The sequence below is a fragment of the Pantoea sp. Ep11b genome, assembly GCF_040783975.1.
In the GTDB taxonomy this organism is placed as follows: Bacteria; Pseudomonadota; Gammaproteobacteria; order Enterobacterales; family Enterobacteriaceae; genus Pantoea.
In genome coordinates this window covers 37030-50774 of the sequence record NZ_CP160631.1, presented here as the reverse complement: position 1 = coordinate 50774, position 13745 = coordinate 37030, and the positions used below count along the sequence as shown (strand labels likewise).

Here is a 13745-nt window from a genome sequence, read left to right as displayed (position 1 = left end):
TTAGCTTCGAGAGGTTTTTTCTTACCGGGGCAGGGAGTACCCGATTGTCATGGAACTGAGTCTTTTCTTCTCAATGTTGGGCTTTCTCTGGGTCGCGGCGATTACGCCCGGCCCCAATAATATGTTACTCACCGCCTCGGGTGCTAATTTTGGCTTCGTGCGCACCTTTCCATTGATGATTGGCATCATGATCGGGATGCAGGTGATGCTGCTGATGGTGGCCTTTGGCGTGGGGGGGCTGATCCTGCTCTATCCTTCGCTGCATCTGGTGCTGAAAATTGCCGGCAGCCTCTATCTGCTCTGGCTGGCGTGGAAAATCGCCACCGCCAGCTACGAGAAGCTGGAGACTGACCAGGCACCGGATGCGCCTATGCCGTTCTGGCAGGGCGGGCTGCTGCAGCTGATCAATCCCAAGGCCTGGCTGATGGCGCTGGGCGCGGTCGCCAGCTTCAGCCTGGCTGGTGACGCCTATCGTCACTCTGTAATGGCGATTAGCGTCGGCATGTTTCTGGTTAACCTGGTCTCGGGCGTCATCTGGATGGGATTTGGCGCGATGATTGGCCGCATCCTGCGCAGCCGTCGCGCCTGGAAAATCTTTAATCTGGCGATGGGGCTGCTGACTGCCGCCTGCGTCCTGTTAATCTGGCACTGAGTCAGCTGGATGCGCGTTCAACGCGCGTCCAGGGCAATACCTCATGGATCACTGGCGCGTTAGGCTGACGGATCTTCTGCAGCAGCAACTGCACGCTGCGTGCGCCCAGTTCGTTCATCGGCTGCTCGATGGTGGTCAGCGGCGGGTTAAGGCTGCGGGTAAAGGGCACGCCATCGAATCCGACGACCGCCAGATCCTCCGGCACGCGCAGGCCCGCCTCCAGCGCCGCGTGAACCACGCCTACTGCCAGCACATCGGACACGGCAAACACCGCATCGGGCGGCTGCGGCAGCGCCATCAGTTCGCGCAGCGCCTGACTCCCCGCTTCGGGCGTAATTTCATAGGTATAGGCGACGGCAGACCACGCATGGCCCAGCTCCTCTATCGCCTGCCGGTAACCCTTTTCCCGATGATGCGAATAGAGGTAGCGCATGTCGCCATTCACCAGCCCGATGCGCTGTCGCCCTTTGCCCGCGAGGTAGTGGACGGTGTCACGCGCCGCCTCAAGGTGGTCGATACTGACGGAAGAGGCGGGGATGGCAGGATCGAATTCACAGCACTGCACCCAGGGCGCACCCGCAATCAGCGCCTGCAGATCCTGTAAGCCGGACGCCGCATCCATCGTGATCACGCCATCCACCACTTTGCCGGTCAGCAGACTCAGATAGGCGGCTTCGCGCTGAAGCTGCGAGGCGGAGTTGCAGAGCAGGATATGGTAGCCATGCAGTTCGGCTTCGGCCTCAATGCCCTGAACCACGCGCGAACAGAAGGGGTTGGTGATATCCGAGATCAGCACCAGCAGCATGTGGCTCTGCGCCGTGCGCAGCTGACGCGCCAGCAGGTTAGGCTGATAGTCGCAGGCAGAGATGGCCGCCAGAACTTTTTCACGCGTATGAGGCTTTACGCCGGGATTCGCGTTGAGAACCCGCGATACCGTGGCTTTAGAGACGCCAGCCAGCTGAGCGACTTTCTCGATCGACATCAGATACAGAGACCTTAACAGGCAGTAATTGGGAATGCATATCAATAACACAGGGACAATGTGAGCGCCTGACATTTTTGCTTACTTTAGCCTTTTTCAGCAATTGCGATTTCCGACTTACGTTTGCAGATAGTGATCTAAGAACTTATTTCTATAGGGGATAATTTTTAATTCCTTTATGAAATTATAGCGCCCGGAGACACTGCCCCCACGATAAAAACAGGGGGACGCGATCATGGCAGCAACACGTTTAACATTTTTAGCGGCGGCGCTGGCGCTGCTGGCTTTCAGGGCAGAGGCGGTCAACGTCACCGTCGCCTGGCAGACCTCAGCGGAACCGGCAAAGGTGGCGCAGGCCGACAACACTTTTGCTAAAGCGAGCGGGGCCAGCGTTGACTGGCGCAAATTCGACAGCGGCGCGGGCGTGCTCCGCGCGCTGGCCTCCGGCGACGTGCAGATCGGCAATATCGGCTCCAGCCCGCTGGCGGTCGCAGCGGCGCAGAAGCTGCCGATCGAAGCCTTTTTACTCGCCTCTCAGCTGGGGAACTCTGAAGCGCTGGTGGTGAAGAAGAGCATCACGAACCCCCAGGATCTCATCGGCAAGCGTATCGCCGTACCCTTTATCTCCACCACCCATTACAGCCTGCTGGCGGCCCTGAAACACTGGGGCATTAAACCGTCGCAGGTCCAGCTGGTGAACCTGCAGCCGCCCGCCATTATCGCGGCCTGGCAGCGGGGCGATATCGATGGCGCCTACGTCTGGGCACCGGCGGTGAACGAGCTGGAAAAAGAGGGCCGGGTGTTAACCGACTCGGCAGACGTTGGCCGCTGGGGATCGCCAACGCTGGATGTCTGGGTGGTGCGCAAAGATTTTGCGGAGCAACATCCTGAGATCGTTACCGCTTTCGCCCGCAGCGCGATCGAGGCTCAGCAGGCCTATCTTAACAGCCCCGACAGCTGGCTGAAGCAGCCGGAGAACCTCAGTAAGCTCTCCCGTCTGAGCGGTGTGCCGGAAGCGCAGGTGCCGGGCCTGGTTAAAGGCAACACCTATCTCACGGCGCAGCAGCAGGTTGAGCAGCTGGGCAAACCAGTTAATCAAGCGATCGTCGATACCGCGCACTTTCTGAAAGCGCAGGGCAGAGTGCCGCAGGCGGACAACGACTACAGCAGCTACGTGACCTCGCGCTTTGTCGCACCACTCGTGAAACCTTAAGGAGGCACCATGCTGCGCATCGCTCACCTCAATGCTCGTTATGCCGGACAGCCGGTATTGCAGGATATCAACCTGCAGCTGGAGAGCCATGAACTGCTGGTGGTGCTCGGCCCCTCCGGCTGCGGCAAAACGACCCTGCTCAATCTGGTTGCCGGATTTCTGCCGGTGGAGTCGGGCAGCATCACGCTGGATAACCAGCCGGTGACCGGCCCTGGCGCGGAGCGCGGCGTGGTGTTTCAGCACGAAGGTCTGCTGCCGTGGCGTAACGTGCTGGAGAACGTGGCCTTTGGCCTGCAGCTGGCGGGGATGGCACGCGAGGCACGCGAGACTATCGCACGGAGGCTTATCAGGCAGGTCGGCCTGGAGGGTGCAGAAAAGCGCGCCATCTGGCAGCTCTCCGGCGGTCAGCGGCAGCGGGTCGGTATCGCGCGTGCGCTGGCCACCGATCCGCAACTGCTGCTATTGGATGAACCCTTCGGCGCGCTGGATGCCTTTACCCGTGAGCAGATGCAGACCCTGCTGCTGACGCTGTGGCGCGACAGCGGCAAACAGATCCTGCTGATTACCCACGATATAGAAGAGGCGATCTTTCTCGCCAGTGAACTGATCCTGCTGTCGCCGGGGCCGGGCCGCATCGTTGAGCGGCTGCGCCCCGGCTTCGGTCAGCGCTTTGCCGCGGGCGAGTCGTGCCGCAGCATCAAATCCGATCCGGACTTTATCGCTCAGCGTGAATATGTGCTGAGCCGGGTATTCGACCAGCGGGAGGCGTTTGCATGAGCGCCTTCACGCACGACAAGTCGCTGCCGGCTCGTCGCCGCCTGCGCTGGCCCTTTTCGATCCCCTTTACGCTAAGCCTGCTGAGTCTTTCACTGCTGCTACTGATCTGGTGGGGCGTAACCGCGCTGGGCCTGATCGCGCCGCTCTTTCTGCCGTCGCCGCAGCAGGTGTTCAGCAAGCTGCTGGTGATCGCCAGCGCGCAGGGCTTTATGGATGCCACGCTGTGGCAGCATCTGGCCGCCAGCCTGACGCGGATGCTGATTGCGCTGACGGCTGCGGCGGCGATGGGTATTCCGGTGGGGATCCTGATGGGGCTCAGCCCGGTTGCCCGCGGGCTGCTCGATCCGCTGATCGAACTCTATCGGCCGATTCCACCGCTCGCCTATCTGCCGCTGATGGTGATCTGGTTCGGCATCGGGGAAACCTCGAAGATCCTGCTGATCTATCTGGCCATCTTCGCGCCGGTTACGCTCTCGACCCTGGCGGGGGTGCGTAACACGCAGCAGGTACGACTGCGGGCGGCCCGTTCACTGGGGGCGAATCGCTGGCAGCTGCTGCGCTGGGTGATTCTGCCCGGTGCGCTGCCGGAGATCCTGACCGGCCTGCGTATTGGCCTGGGAGTAGGCTGGTCCACCCTGGTAGCGGCGGAGCTGATTGCCGCCACGCGGGGCCTGGGATTTATGGTGCAGTCAGCAGGAGAGTTTCTCGCCACGGATGTGGTGCTGGCGGGGATCGCAGTGATCGCCCTGATCGCTTTTAGTTTAGAACTCGGGCTGCGCGCGTTGCAGCGTCGCCTGACGCCCTGGAGTGGAGAACAGTCATGAATGAACGTCTCAGTTTTACCCCGCTTGGTCCCTGGATTGGCGCGCAGGTGTCAAACTTGGATCTCTCCCGCCCGCTGAGCGATGCGCAGTTTGAGCAGCTCTATCACGGCCTGCTGCGTCATCAGGTGCTGTTTCTGCGCGACCAGAAAATAACGCCGGAACAGCATCGGGCGCTGGCGATCCGCTTTGGCGATCTGCACATCCATCCGGTCTACCCTCATGCGGAGGGCGTCGAGGAGATTATCGTGCTGGATACCCACCAGGATAATCCGCCGGACAACGACAACTGGCACACCGATGTCACCTTTATCGACACGCCTCCGGCCATCGCTCTGCTGGCCTCAAAGGTGCTGCCGGAAGCAGGTGGCGACACGCTCTGGACCAGCGGGATTGCGGCTTACGAGGCACTCTCTGAACCCTTTAAGCAGCTGCTAGCCAATCTCCACGCCGAACATGATTTCAAAAAGTCCTTCCAGGAGTTTAAATACCGCAAAACGGAAGAGGAGCATCGGCGCTGGCAGCAGGCGGTGGCGAAGCACCCGCCGGTGCAGCATCCGGTGATCCGTACCCACCCGGTCAGCGGCAGGAAAGCGCTGTTTGTGAATGAGGGCTTTACCACGCGGATTGTGGATCTTAGCGAGAAGGAGAGCGATGCGGTGCTGAGCTTTCTGTTTGCCCACGCCACCAAACCGGAGTTTCAGGTGCGCTGGCGCTGGCAGCCGGACGATCTGGCTATCTGGGATAACCGGGTGACACAGCATTATGCCAATGCTGACTACTATCCTGCCCGGCGGGTCATGCAGCGGGCGACGGTGCTGGGTGACAGACCGCGCTAAACGCGCCGCGTTCTCCCTGCGGGCAGGGAGAACGCCTGCGTGTCAGGCACTCATCATCTGTTCGAGCTGTTCCTGCGCGTCGAGCCACGCCATCTCCACCTCTTCCAGCGCCGATTTACTCTCCGCCTGACGCTGCAGCGCCGTGGTCAGATCGGCTTTACGCCCCGGCTCATAAATCGCACTGTCGGAGAGCTGCGCTTCCGCCTCGGCGAGCTGGCTCTGCCACTTGCTCATCTGCTTTTCCAGCTTCTCGATCTCTTTACGCAGCGGCTGCGTCTGGGTGCGCAGTTCGGCATCGCGGCGTTTCTGATCTTTGCGTGCCTGGGCGCTGTTGCCATTATCCGCTTTCGGCGCGGCCTCCTGCTGCGCCTGCTGCTTTTGCAGGTCGCTCAGCCACTGCTGATAATCTTCGAGATCGCCGGCAAACACATCGACTTTGCCATCGTGTACCAGATAGAGGTCGTCGGTGGTGGCGCGCAGCAGATGACGGTCGTGCGAGACCACCACCAGCGCACCTTCAAAGTCGATCAGCGCCTCGGTCAGCGCCTGACGCATATCGAGATCGAGGTGGTTGGTCGGTTCATCGAGCAGCAGCAGGTTAGGGCGCTGCCAGACAATCAGCGCCAGCACCAGCCGCGCTTTTTCGCCGCCGGAGAAACGCTCCGTGTTTTCAGTCACCTTGTCGCCACGGAAATCGAAACCGCCCAGATAGTCGCGCAGCTGCTGCTCCAGCACGTTGGGCGCAATGCGCGCCAGATGCTGAAGCGGCGATTCATCGGCCCGCAGATATTCCAGCTGATGCTGGGCGAAGTAGCCGAGCTTGATCCCTTTTGACAGCCCGATCCTGCCCTCCATCGCCTCCAGCTCGCCCGCCAGCAGCTTGATCAGCGTCGATTTACCGGCACCGTTGCGCCCCAGCAGGCCGATGCGTGAACCCGGCACCAGGTTAAGTTTGATGGCGTCCAGAATGATGCGATCGCCATAACCCGCGGTGACCTTCTCCATCTTCAGCAGCGGATTGGGCAGGTTTTCCGGCTTGCGGAAGGTGAAGCTGAACGGGTTATCGACATGGGCGGGCGCGATCATCTCCATACGCTCCAGCATCTTGATGCGGCTCTGCGCCTGCTTCGCCTTGGTCGCCTGGGCGCGGAAGCGATCGATGTAGCTGTGCAGGTGCGCCACTTTCTGCTGCTGGCTCTCATACAGCGACTGCTGCTGCGCCAGTTTGGCGACGCGCTGCCGCTCAAAGGAGCTGTAGTTGCCGGTATATTCGAACATCGACGCCTGTTCGATATGAATGATTTTGTCGACGACCGGATCGAGAAAGTCGCGATCGTGCGAGATCAGGATCAGCGTGCCTTCATAACTCTTCAGCCAGCGCTCCAGCCAGATCACGGCATCGAGATCCAGGTGGTTGGTCGGTTCATCCAGCAGCAGCAGATCGGAGCGGCAAATCAGCGCCTGCGCCAGGTTCAGTCGCATGCGCCAGCCACCGGAGAAGTCGCTGACCGGGCGTTGCAGCTGCTCCTGGCTGAAGCCCAGACCGTGCAGCAGGCTTGCGGCGCGCGCATGGATACTCCACGCCTGCACCGCATCCAGCTTGCCATGCAGCAGCGCGATGGCGTTGCCATCGTCACGCAGATTGGCGTCCGCCAGTTCCGCCTCCAGCTGGCGATAGACGCGGTCACCGTCGATGACATACTCCAGCGCGGCTTTGTCGAGCGCCGGGGTTTCCTGATTCACCCAGGCCAGCGCCCAGTGTGCCGGAAGCGTAACGGTGCCGGCATCGCTGGTGATTTCACCTTTTAACAGCGACAGCAGCGTGGATTTACCACAGCCGTTTTTTCCCACCAGCCCGACCTTCTGACCCGGATTGATGGTGGCGGTAGCGTTGTCGAGCAGGACGCGGATGCCGCGGCGAATTTGTAAGGCAGAGAAGACAATCATGTAAGCGCCGTATCGTCAGAATATGTTAATTTACTGGCAACATAATGAGATTTTGCTGCGTCGTGCATGGTAGCGGAAATCCGCCTCAATGACGACGCTTTGGAGGGAAAGGATGTCGCAGCCACCCAGGGTATTACTGCTTTTTGCTCATCCGGAATTACAGGATTCGGTGGCTAACCGGATTCTGCTGCAGCCGGCTCAGGCGCTGGAACATGTCACCGTGCACGATCTGTACGCGACCTATCCGGATTTTTTTATCGATATTCATCACGAACAGCAGCTGCTGCGTGAGCACGATGTCATCATTTTTCAACATCCGCTCTATACCTATAGCTGTCCGGCCCTGCTGAAAGAGTGGCTGGATCGCGTATTGTCGCGCGGCTTCGCCAACGGCGTGGATGGCAATGCGCTGGAAGGAAAGTACTGGCGCAGCGTCGTCACCACTGGCGAACCGGAAAGTGCCTTTAAACAGCAGGGGCTGAACCGCTACTCGCTCAATGACATTATGCGTCCTTTTGAGCTGACCGCGCAGATGTGCCGGATGCACTGGATGCCGCCGATGATCGTCTACTGGGCGCGTCGTCAGGGGCCGGAATTAATGAAAAACTACGCCCGCGCCTATGGCGACTGGCTGGCAGCACCGCTGCCGAACGGAGGAGTATAGATGGAAGGACAAACGCTGCTGACCGCCGGGGTGATCTATCTGGTCGCGGCGGTCTTGCTGGTTCCGGTGGCCGCTCGTCTCGGGATTGGTGCCGTGCTGGGCTATCTGGTTGCGGGTATCGCTATCGGCCCGTGGGGATTGGGCTTTATCAGTGACGTCGAAGAGATTCTTCATTTCTCGGAGCTGGGCGTGGTCTTCCTGATGTTTATCATCGGGCTGGAGCTGAACCCGGCAAAGCTGTGGGCGCTGCGCCGCTCCATTTTTGGGGTCGGCGCGGCGCAGGTTATCTTCTCCGCCGCGATCCTCGGCGGGTTGTTGTGGCTGACGGACTTTAGCTGGCAGGCGGCGATCATCGGCGGCATCGGGCTGGCGATGTCTTCGACCGCGATGGCGCTGCAGCTGATGATGGACAAGGGGATGAACCGCAGCGAAGCGGGGCAGCTGGGCTTTTCGGTTCTGCTGTTTCAGGATATCGCGGTCATCCCTGCGCTGGCGCTGATCCCGCTGCTGGCGGGCACCGACAGCGGCCATATCGACTGGATGAAAGTCGGCATGAAGGTCGTGGCGTTCGCCGGGATGCTGGTGGGCGGACGCTATCTGCTGCGGCCCATCTTCCGCTATATCGCCGCATCAGGCGTGCGCGAGGTCTTTACGGCGGCGTCACTGCTGCTGGTTCTTGGCTCGGCGCTTTTTATGGATGCGCTGGGGCTGTCGATGGCGCTGGGCACCTTTATCGCCGGTATCCTGCTGGCGGAGAGCGAATATCGTCACGAGCTGGAAGTCGCGATCGAGCCGTTTAAGGGGTTACTGCTGGGGCTGTTCTTTATCTCGGTAGGCATGGCGCTTAACCTCGGGGTGCTCTATACCCATATTGTGACCATCCTGCTGGGCGTGATCACGCTGGTGGCGGTGAAAACGGTGGTGCTCTATCTGCTGGCCCGCATTTATGGTCTGCGCAGCTCCGAGCGGCAGCAGTTTGCAGGGGTGCTGAGTCAGGGCGGTGAGTTCGCCTTTGTGCTCTTTTCCGCCGCGTCGTCGGCAAAACTGTTCGCTGGCGATCAGTTGCCAATGCTGCTGGTCACCGTCACGCTGTCGATGATGACCACGCCGCTGCTGATGCAGGGCATCGACCGTCTGCTGGCGCGACGCTTCAATGAGCCGGACGACGAGGCGGAAAAGCACTTCGTTGAGGACGATCAGCCGCAGGTGATTGTGGTGGGCTTTGGCCGCTTCGGGCAGGTGGTGGGTCGTCTGCTGATGGCGAACAACAAACGCATCACCGTGCTGGAGCGCGACATCAGTGCGGTCAATCTGATGCGGAAATATGGCTATAAGGTCTATTACGGCGACGCGACCGAGCTGGAGCTGCTGCGGGCCGCCGGTGCGGCCAGCGCCCAGTCGATAGTGATTACCTGTAGCGAGCCGGAAGATGTGATGACCATCGTGCATCTCTGCCAGCAGCACTTTCCGCAGTTGCAGATTCAGGCGCGCGCCCGTGGTCGTGTGGAAGCGCATGAGCTGTTACAGGCGGGCGTCACACAGTTCTCGCGCGAAACCTTCTCCAGTGCGCTGGAGCTGGGGCGCAAGACATTGATGTCGCTGGGGATGCATCCGCATCAGGCGCACCGCGCCCAGCAGCATTTCCGCCGGCTGGACATGCGGATGCTGCGCGAGCTGATGCCCAATCCGGCTGAAAGCGCCCAGGCTTCACGCGTCCGTGAAGCGCGGCGTGAACTGGAAGATATCTTCCAGCGCGAAATGCAGCGCGAGAAGCGGCAGATCGACGGCTGGGACGATGATCAATAATCTCTTTAAACAGGCAGAAGCTGATGCGTAAACGTTTTATTGCAGGTGCGACATGCCCGCACTGCCAGGAGAAGGACACGCTGGCGATGTGGCGTGAAAATAATGTCGATGTGGTGGAGTGCGTGAAATGTGGTCACCAGATGCGTGAGGCCGATAAACAGGCCCGCGATCAGGTTCGCACGAATGAGCAGGTGATCGGCATTTTCCACCCGGAATAGCGTAAACGACCAGCTTTTTTTACGCTTAAACTTACAGCGGCATTGAATTCCGTTACAATTGACGCCATTAAGGCTGGAGTCGCAAGAGAAAGTGAAACCCCTCTTGTACTCAGCCCCGAACCTTTCTGGTTGGTGTTATTGCACGCAAGAATAGACCAATGAGACGGGATCTCAGCTCTCAACGGTTAGGAGATATCATGAAAGTAGCAAAAGACCTGGTGGTAAGCCTGGCCTATCAGGTACGTACAGAAGACGGCGTGTTAGTTGACGAGTCACCGGTGAGTGCACCGTTGGACTACCTGCACGGTCATGGTTCCCTGATTTCTGGTCTGGAAAATGCGCTGGAAAACCACATTGCCGGCGACAAGTTTGACGTGCATATCCCGGCAAACGATGCCTACGGTCAGTATGACGACAACCTGGTGCAGCGCGTTCCTAAAGACGTGTTCATGGGCGTTGACGAACTGCAGGTCGGCATGCGCTTCCTGGCAGAAACCGATCAGGGTCCGGTACCGGTAGAAATTACCGAAGTGGAAGATGATCACGTTGTGGTTGATGGTAACCACATGCTGGCGGGTCAGAACCTGAACTTCAACGTTGAAGTGGTTGCTATCCGTGAAGCCACCCCGGAAGAACTGGCTCATGGCCATGTTCACGGTGCTGATGGCCATCATCATGACCACGATCACGGCCATGATCACGACCACGATCACGGCAAAGGCGGTTGTGGCACAGGCGGCTGTGGCTGCAGCCACTAAGTCTCAACAGACCGTTCAAGGCCACCTCCGGGTGGCCTTTCTTTTGGCGCTCATCGGGTCCGGCGCATCTGAGAAACGCCAGACAGGCTGCGCTTAATAGTGCGGCGGGGGTGTCTCTTCCGATTGCGAGGCGACCATAGAGGGCGCATTCGCCTTGAGCTTGTCGGTTAAAATCCGCATCTGCTCCCGCAGCTTGCTCATCTGCAGTTCGTGCTCGACGACCGCATTGTTCAGCTGATCAATCGTCATCTCCTGAAAGGCCAGTTTGCTCTCTAACGTCTCCAGACGCTGTTCCCACTCAGATTGTTGCATGACCTGTTCCTCTGTTAAGGTGCGACTCGGGGCGTGATTCTACGACCTGACTGCCAGGAATCACCTGTTTTTTTCACGATCTCCGGCGTTGCGCTTGAAAAAACGGGGCGCGCCATCATCTCTGATGAAACTTCCCGATGTTATAAAGGTCGGAGGTAGACCGGGTAATTACATTGTGGGAGTGTTCGACACTGCCACGTAAAGTTATAGTGTGGACTCCCAGGTCCGCAATGTTTCCCGAGGTTAGACGCTTCGGTTTTGGAGAAAGGATGAAATCACTGTTTAAAGTCACATTGTTAGCTACCACAATGGCTGTTGCGCTGAATGCTCCGCTGGCAATGGCGGCAGAGACGGCTGCGGCGCCACAGGCTGCACCAGCCGCGGCACCCCAGTCTGCGCCGCAGGCACCGAAAAATGCAGCCTTCAAAGATGAAGACCAGCAGTCTGCTTACGCACTGGGTGCTTCACTGGGTCGCTACATGGACAACTCCCTGAAGGAGCAGGAAAAACTGGGCATTAAGCTGGACAAGCAGCAGCTGATCGCAGGTGTTCAGGATGCATTCGGTGGCAAGAGCAAACTCTCTGATGAAGAGATCGAGCAGACCCTGCAATCCTTCGAAGGTCGCGTGAAAGGCGCAGCCTCAGCGAAAATGGAAAAAGATGCGAAAGAGAACGCCGATAAGGGCGCAGCTTACGCAACCAAATTTGCTAAAGAGAGCGGCGTGAAGAAATCTGAAACCGGCCTGCTCTATAAAGTCGAGAAAGAGGGCACCGGCGACGCACCTAAAGACAGCGACACCGTAGTCGTGAACTATAAAGGTACGCTGATCGACGGTACGGAGTTCGACAACTCTTACACCCGTGGCGAGCCACTTTCGTTCCGTCTGGATGGCGTGATCCCGGGCTGGACTGAAGGTCTGAAGCATGTGAAGAAAGGCGGCAAGATCAAGCTGGTGATCCCACCACAGCTGGCCTACGGTAAAAATGGCGTTCCGGGCATCCCGGCTAACTCCACTCTGGTGTTCGATGTCGAACTGCTGGATATCAAACCGGCACCAAAGGCCGATGAAAAAGCACAGGCGCCAGCGCCTGCTGCCGCTGCACCGAAAGCGCAGTAATCTGCCAGCCGCCGCCTCCGGGCGGCGGTTTCATTTCCGCTTCACGACAAACCTCTGGCATAAGCCGGTGACATTTGCCAGACTAATGCCTGCCGAATTATCCCAATATTGAGTCTGCCCATAAGCCGCTGTGACAGGCTCCAGCCATTCAGGGTGAAACTCTTCAATGTCTAATCCATTCAATCCGGGTGAACTGAGCGACTTCGATCTGCTTGAGCAGCGCCCGTTCGAACAAACTGATTACGATATTCTGAAATCGTACGAGGCTGTCGTGGATGGCCTTGCCATGCTGATTGGCTCCCATTGCGAGATTGTCCTGCATTCGCTTGAAGACCTTAAGTGTTCGGCTGTGCGCATCGCCAATGGCGAGCACACGGGGCGTAAAGTCGGTTCGCCGATTACCGATTTAGCCCTGCGGATGCTGCACGATATGCATGGGGCGGACAGTAATGTGTCGCGCGCCTATTTCACCCGGGCCAAAAGCGGTGTGCTGATGAAGTCGGTCACTATCGCTATCCGTAACCGTCAGCAGCGGGTGATTGGCCTGCTCTGTATCAACATGAACCTTGATGTGCCGTTCTCGCAGATCATGTCGACCTTTATGCCACCGGAGATGCAGCAGGTCGATTCCAGCGTTAACTTCGCCAGCTCGGTAGATGATCTGGTGATGCAGACGCTGGAGTTCACCATCGAAGAGGTGAGTGCGGACCGCAATGTCTCGAACAACGCCAAGAACCGTCAGATTGTGCTGAATCTCTATGAGAAGGGGATCTTCGACATCAAGGATGCGATAAACCAGGTGGCGGATCGCCTGAACATCTCGAAGCACACGGTCTATCTCTATATCCGCCAGTTTAAAAATGGCGACTTTCAGGGGCAGGAGCGGTAATGCGTTACACCCTGCTGGTCACCGGCCCGGCCTATGGTACGCAACAGGCGACCAGCGCGTGGCTCTTTGCCCGTGCGCTGTTAGCGGCAGGCCATCAGCTGGAGAGCGTGTTCTTCTACCGGGAAGGCGTACTGAACGCGAATCAGTTGACTGCGCCAGCCAGCGATGAGTTCGATCTGGTCCGGGCGTGGCAGACATTACATCAGGAGCAGGGCGTGGCACTGAATATCTGTGTGGCGGCCGCGCTGCGGCGTGGCATAAGCGATGCGCAGGAGTCGGCACGGCTTCAGCTGGCGGGGAGTAACCTGCAGCCGGGCTTTACCCTGAGCGGGCTGGGGGCGCTGGCCGAGGCGGCGCTGCGCTGCGAACGTCTGGTGCAGTTCTGATGAATCGCATCGCATTTGTTTTTACGCAGGCACCGCACGGCAGCAGTGCCGGACGCGAAGGGCTGGACGCGGCACTGGCAACGGGCGCGCTCAGTGAAGATATTGGCCTGTTCTTTATCGGCGATGGCGTACTGCAGCTCAATCTGCATCAACAACCCGAGGCAATTAAGAGCCGTCACTACGCGGCGACCTTTGGCGTACTGGCTTTGTATGACATTGATCAGTGCTATCTCTGCCGGACATCGCTGCTGGCGCGGGGGCTGGATGCTGAGGCAGAACGGTTGCTGGACGTTACGCTGCTGGATGCGCCTGCGTTGCGCCAGACTCTGGCCCGTTACGACCGTATCCTGACTTTTTAAGAGG

General features: G+C 59.0%; 16 protein-coding genes. 13 read left to right on the top strand and 3 right to left on the bottom strand.

From position 1 onward, the window contains the following. Positions 1-49 precede the first annotated feature (49 nt). On the top strand, positions 50-652 hold the full coding sequence (locus tag AB1748_RS00350; RefSeq protein ID WP_111139707.1) for a LysE family translocator: 603 nt from the start codon (positions 50-52) through the stop codon (positions 650-652). 1 nt (position 653) lies between these two features. On the opposite strand, the gene AB1748_RS00345 is transcribed toward AB1748_RS00350, so the two are convergent. Then, positions 654-1634 (bottom strand): LacI family DNA-binding transcriptional regulator, encoded by a 981-nt coding sequence (locus AB1748_RS00345; protein ID WP_111139706.1) that lies wholly within the window; start codon positions 1632-1634, stop codon positions 654-656. 235 nt (positions 1635-1869) lie between these two features. Between AB1748_RS00345 and tauA the strand changes: the two genes are divergently transcribed. The 4 genes from tauA to tauD are packed head-to-tail and all read left to right on the top strand — an operon-like array spanning position 1870 to position 5284. Next, the gene (gene tauA, locus AB1748_RS00340) at positions 1870-2847 is read left to right on the top strand and encodes a taurine ABC transporter substrate-binding protein (RefSeq protein ID WP_367395876.1); all 978 of its coding nucleotides are present in this window, start codon (positions 1870-1872) and stop codon (positions 2845-2847) included. A gap of 9 nt (positions 2848-2856) precedes the next feature. Next, entirely contained in the window at positions 2857-3624 is a 768-nt protein-coding gene (gene tauB, locus AB1748_RS00335) for a taurine ABC transporter ATP-binding subunit (RefSeq protein WP_111139704.1), read from the top strand. Continuing rightward, entirely contained in the window at positions 3621-4448 is an 828-nt protein-coding gene (gene tauC, locus AB1748_RS00330; RefSeq protein ID WP_293773439.1) for a taurine ABC transporter permease TauC, read from the top strand. The genes tauB and tauC overlap by 4 nt, the downstream gene beginning before the upstream one ends. Beyond that, positions 4445-5284: a taurine dioxygenase gene (gene tauD, locus AB1748_RS00325; protein ID WP_111139702.1), complete on the top strand. Its 840-nt coding sequence runs from the start codon at positions 4445-4447 to the stop codon at positions 5282-5284. The genes tauC and tauD overlap by 4 nt, the downstream gene beginning before the upstream one ends. Positions 5285-5326: 42 nt before the next feature. Here tauD and AB1748_RS00320 read toward each other — a convergent pair whose 3' ends face one another. Then, on the bottom strand, positions 5327-7231 hold the full coding sequence (locus AB1748_RS00320; protein ID WP_111139701.1) for an ABC transporter ATP-binding protein: 1905 nt from the start codon (positions 7229-7231) through the stop codon (positions 5327-5329). Between the two features lie 112 nt (positions 7232-7343). Between AB1748_RS00320 and kefG the strand changes: the two genes are divergently transcribed. The 4 genes from kefG to slyD all read left to right on the top strand — a co-directional run bounded on the left by kefG (position 7344) and on the right by slyD (position 10677). Continuing rightward, entirely contained in the window at positions 7344-7895 is a 552-nt protein-coding gene (gene kefG / locus AB1748_RS00315; RefSeq protein ID WP_111139700.1) for a glutathione-regulated potassium-efflux system ancillary protein KefG, read from the top strand. Continuing rightward, positions 7896-9701, top strand: coding sequence for a glutathione-regulated potassium-efflux system protein KefB (gene kefB / locus AB1748_RS00310; RefSeq protein WP_111139699.1), 1806 nt, complete (start codon positions 7896-7898; stop codon positions 9699-9701). A 23-nt stretch (positions 9702-9724) separates the two neighbouring features. Beyond that, on the top strand, positions 9725-9919 hold the full coding sequence (locus AB1748_RS00305) for a YheV family putative zinc ribbon protein (protein WP_010253033.1): 195 nt from the start codon (positions 9725-9727) through the stop codon (positions 9917-9919). Between the two features lie 197 nt (positions 9920-10116). Beyond that, complete coding sequence (slyD, locus tag AB1748_RS00300) at positions 10117-10677, top strand: peptidylprolyl isomerase (RefSeq protein ID WP_111139698.1); 561 nt, start codon at positions 10117-10119, stop codon at positions 10675-10677. Between the two features lie 93 nt (positions 10678-10770). Here the strand turns inward: slyD and AB1748_RS00295 are convergent, their stop codons facing one another. Further along, the gene (locus AB1748_RS00295) at positions 10771-10989 is read right to left on the bottom strand and encodes a SlyX family protein (RefSeq protein ID WP_111139697.1); all 219 of its coding nucleotides are present in this window, start codon (positions 10987-10989) and stop codon (positions 10771-10773) included. Positions 10990-11258: 269 nt separating this feature from the next. On the opposite strand from AB1748_RS00295, the gene fkpA reads away from it, so the two are divergent. The 4 genes from fkpA (at position 11259) to tusC (ending at position 13741) form a co-directional block, all read left to right on the top strand. Then, positions 11259-12107, top strand: a complete 849-nt coding sequence (fkpA, locus tag AB1748_RS00290; protein ID WP_111139696.1) for an FKBP-type peptidyl-prolyl cis-trans isomerase — start codon at positions 11259-11261, stop codon at positions 12105-12107. A gap of 166 nt (positions 12108-12273) precedes the next feature. Continuing rightward, a complete protein-coding gene (locus AB1748_RS00285) occupies positions 12274-12996 on the top strand; it encodes a transcriptional regulator (RefSeq protein WP_111139695.1) in 723 nt (240 codons plus the stop codon). After that, positions 12996-13382, top strand: a complete 387-nt coding sequence (gene tusD / locus AB1748_RS00280; RefSeq protein WP_111139694.1) for a sulfurtransferase complex subunit TusD — start codon at positions 12996-12998, stop codon at positions 13380-13382. Before AB1748_RS00285 ends, tusD begins: the two co-directional genes overlap by 1 nt. After that, positions 13382-13741, top strand: coding sequence for a sulfurtransferase complex subunit TusC (gene tusC, locus AB1748_RS00275; RefSeq protein ID WP_111139693.1), 360 nt, complete (start codon positions 13382-13384; stop codon positions 13739-13741). Before tusD ends, tusC begins: the two co-directional genes overlap by 1 nt. The last annotated feature ends 4 nt before the right edge of the window (positions 13742-13745 follow it).

Coding starts and splice junctions, on each gene's coding strand:
- AB1748_RS00345 (WP_111139706.1), bottom strand. CDS start 1,634: ATGTCGATCGAGAAAGTCGCTCAGCTGGCTGGCGTCTCTAAAGCCACG.
- AB1748_RS00350 (WP_111139707.1), top strand. CDS start 50: ATGGAACTGAGTCTTTTCTTCTCAATGTTGGGCTTTCTCTGGGTCGCG.
- tauA (WP_367395876.1), top strand. CDS start 1,870: ATGGCAGCAACACGTTTAACATTTTTAGCGGCGGCGCTGGCGCTGCTG.
- AB1748_RS00295 (WP_111139697.1), bottom strand. CDS start 10,989: ATGCAACAATCTGAGTGGGAACAGCGTCTGGAGACGTTAGAGAGCAAA.
- tauD (WP_111139702.1), top strand. CDS start 4,445: ATGAATGAACGTCTCAGTTTTACCCCGCTTGGTCCCTGGATTGGCGCG.
- kefB (WP_111139699.1), top strand. CDS start 7,896: ATGGAAGGACAAACGCTGCTGACCGCCGGGGTGATCTATCTGGTCGCG.
- AB1748_RS00320 (WP_111139701.1), bottom strand. CDS start 7,231: ATGATTGTCTTCTCTGCCTTACAAATTCGCCGCGGCATCCGCGTCCTG.
- AB1748_RS00285 (WP_111139695.1), top strand. CDS start 12,274: ATGTCTAATCCATTCAATCCGGGTGAACTGAGCGACTTCGATCTGCTT.
- kefG (WP_111139700.1), top strand. CDS start 7,344: ATGTCGCAGCCACCCAGGGTATTACTGCTTTTTGCTCATCCGGAATTA.
- fkpA (WP_111139696.1), top strand. CDS start 11,259: ATGAAATCACTGTTTAAAGTCACATTGTTAGCTACCACAATGGCTGTT.
- tusD (WP_111139694.1), top strand. CDS start 12,996: ATGCGTTACACCCTGCTGGTCACCGGCCCGGCCTATGGTACGCAACAG.
- slyD (WP_111139698.1), top strand. CDS start 10,117: ATGAAAGTAGCAAAAGACCTGGTGGTAAGCCTGGCCTATCAGGTACGT.
- tauC (WP_293773439.1), top strand. CDS start 3,621: ATGAGCGCCTTCACGCACGACAAGTCGCTGCCGGCTCGTCGCCGCCTG.
- AB1748_RS00305 (WP_010253033.1), top strand. CDS start 9,725: ATGCGTAAACGTTTTATTGCAGGTGCGACATGCCCGCACTGCCAGGAG.
- tauB (WP_111139704.1), top strand. CDS start 2,857: ATGCTGCGCATCGCTCACCTCAATGCTCGTTATGCCGGACAGCCGGTA.
- tusC (WP_111139693.1), top strand. CDS start 13,382: ATGAATCGCATCGCATTTGTTTTTACGCAGGCACCGCACGGCAGCAGT.